Source organism: Streptomyces rhizosphaerihabitans (genome assembly GCF_025399795.1).
Taxonomy (GTDB): domain Bacteria; phylum Actinomycetota; class Actinomycetes; order Streptomycetales; family Streptomycetaceae; genus Streptomyces; species Streptomyces rhizosphaerihabitans.
This window is the reverse complement of sequence record NZ_JAODTZ010000148.1, coordinates 1-1,349: the sequence shown is the minus strand read 5'-3', so window position 1 is coordinate 1,349 and position 1,349 is coordinate 1. Positions and strand designations below refer to the sequence as shown.

Below are 1,349 nucleotides of genomic sequence, written 5' to 3'. Positions count from 1 at the left end.
GGGATGCTCCTATGGATGTCAAGCGGCTTCGGTGAGGTCGCCTTGGGCGGTGCTGTGCCCGGTGCGCCTCGTGTGGAGTGACTTCATGAGGACGTGGTAGACCTCGCGGGCGACGTGGCGTTTCAGGCAGCGCATGATGTCCTTCTTCGCCAGGCCCTCGCTGGTTCGTCGTTCGACGTAAGCGCGGGTTCGCTCGTCCCAGCGCATGCGGCTGAGCACGATGGTGTGCAGGGCGTGGTTGGCTGCCCGGTCGCCGCCGCGATTGAGCCGGTGGCGGTCCCTGCGCCCGGATGATGCCGGTATCGGGGCAGCGCCGCAGAGATGGGCGAAGGCGGCCTCGGAGCTCAGGCGGTCGGGATTGTCACCGGCGGTGGCCAGGAGCTGCCCGGCCACGTCCGCTCCGACGCCTTGCAGGGCAAGCAGCTCGGGGGCGGCCCGGGCGGTGAGCGGCTTCAGTTCGGCCTCCAGCTCGTCGATCTCCTCGCTCAGAGCCAGGATCCGTCGGCCCAGGCGGCGCAGAGCGGCCTTGGCTGCCTGGGCGGGATCGGCGAGGTCCGTGCCCGGCCGGAGACGGGCGCACGCCTTTGCCAGGGCGGCAGCCGTCAGCCCGCGGAGCTGGGCCCGCAGGTTTTCCGGCGCGGTGACCAGGAGCTGCCGGGCCTGGTTGACGGCCTGGGTCCGGGATTTCACCGCCGAGCGGCGCACCACCCGCAGCGTGCGAACCGCCTCGACGATGCCGTCCCGGCTCTTCGGCGTGCCGGTGGCCCGGCCGGAAGCGACCGCCTGGGCGGCGGCGTAGGCGTCGATCGGATCGGACTTGCCCTTCATCCGGCGTGTCTTGCGGTCGGGCCTGTCGACCTCGATGACCTTCAGCCCGGCCCGTCGCAGCGTCCGGGCCAGCTCGGCGCCGTAGGCACCGGTGCCTTCCACGCCTACGGCCTTCACCATGCCGAACGAGCGGAGCCAGGAGAGCAGTTGGCGGTACCCGGTGCCGGTGGCGGGGAACTCGCGGTCGGCCAGGTGGCGGCCGATCCGGTCGATCACCGCCGCATGGTGGGTCTCGCCATGGGTGTCGACGCCGCCTGTGACTTCCCGGGCCTGGTCCGTCATGCTGGTCACTGCCGTCCTCTCGTTGATCCCGGTGGGGCGGCACGCGCCGGCCGGGCGGGCGGACAAGACAGTGGTGGGGCTTCTGGACCAAGCTCCTATGAGGTCACGGACGCCCGTCCGGTCGCGTGCGGTGACTTCCCCGAGCGGGCCGACGAATCCCCTTGAGGACAGCCAGTCGGCGTCGGTCAGTCCGTGAGTCAGACCCACCGGAGAAGCCACCACACATCCTCACTGTCAGT

At 70.9% G+C, this 1,349-nt stretch carries 1 protein-coding gene; it reads right to left on the bottom strand.

Annotation, left to right across the window (positions count from 1 at the left end; genetic code table 11):
- Positions 1–18: 18 nt before the first annotated feature.
- Positions 19–1,110, bottom strand: a complete 1,092-nt coding sequence (locus tag N4G66_RS45115; protein WP_261710143.1) for an IS110 family transposase — start codon at positions 1,108–1,110, stop codon at positions 19–21.
- Positions 1,111–1,349 lie beyond the last annotated feature (239 nt).

Excerpts from the sequence above, each read along its gene's own strand:
- N4G66_RS45115 (WP_261710143.1), bottom strand. The coding sequence starts at position 1,110 with ATGACGGACCAGGCCCGGGAAGTCACAGGCGGCGTCGACACCCATGGC.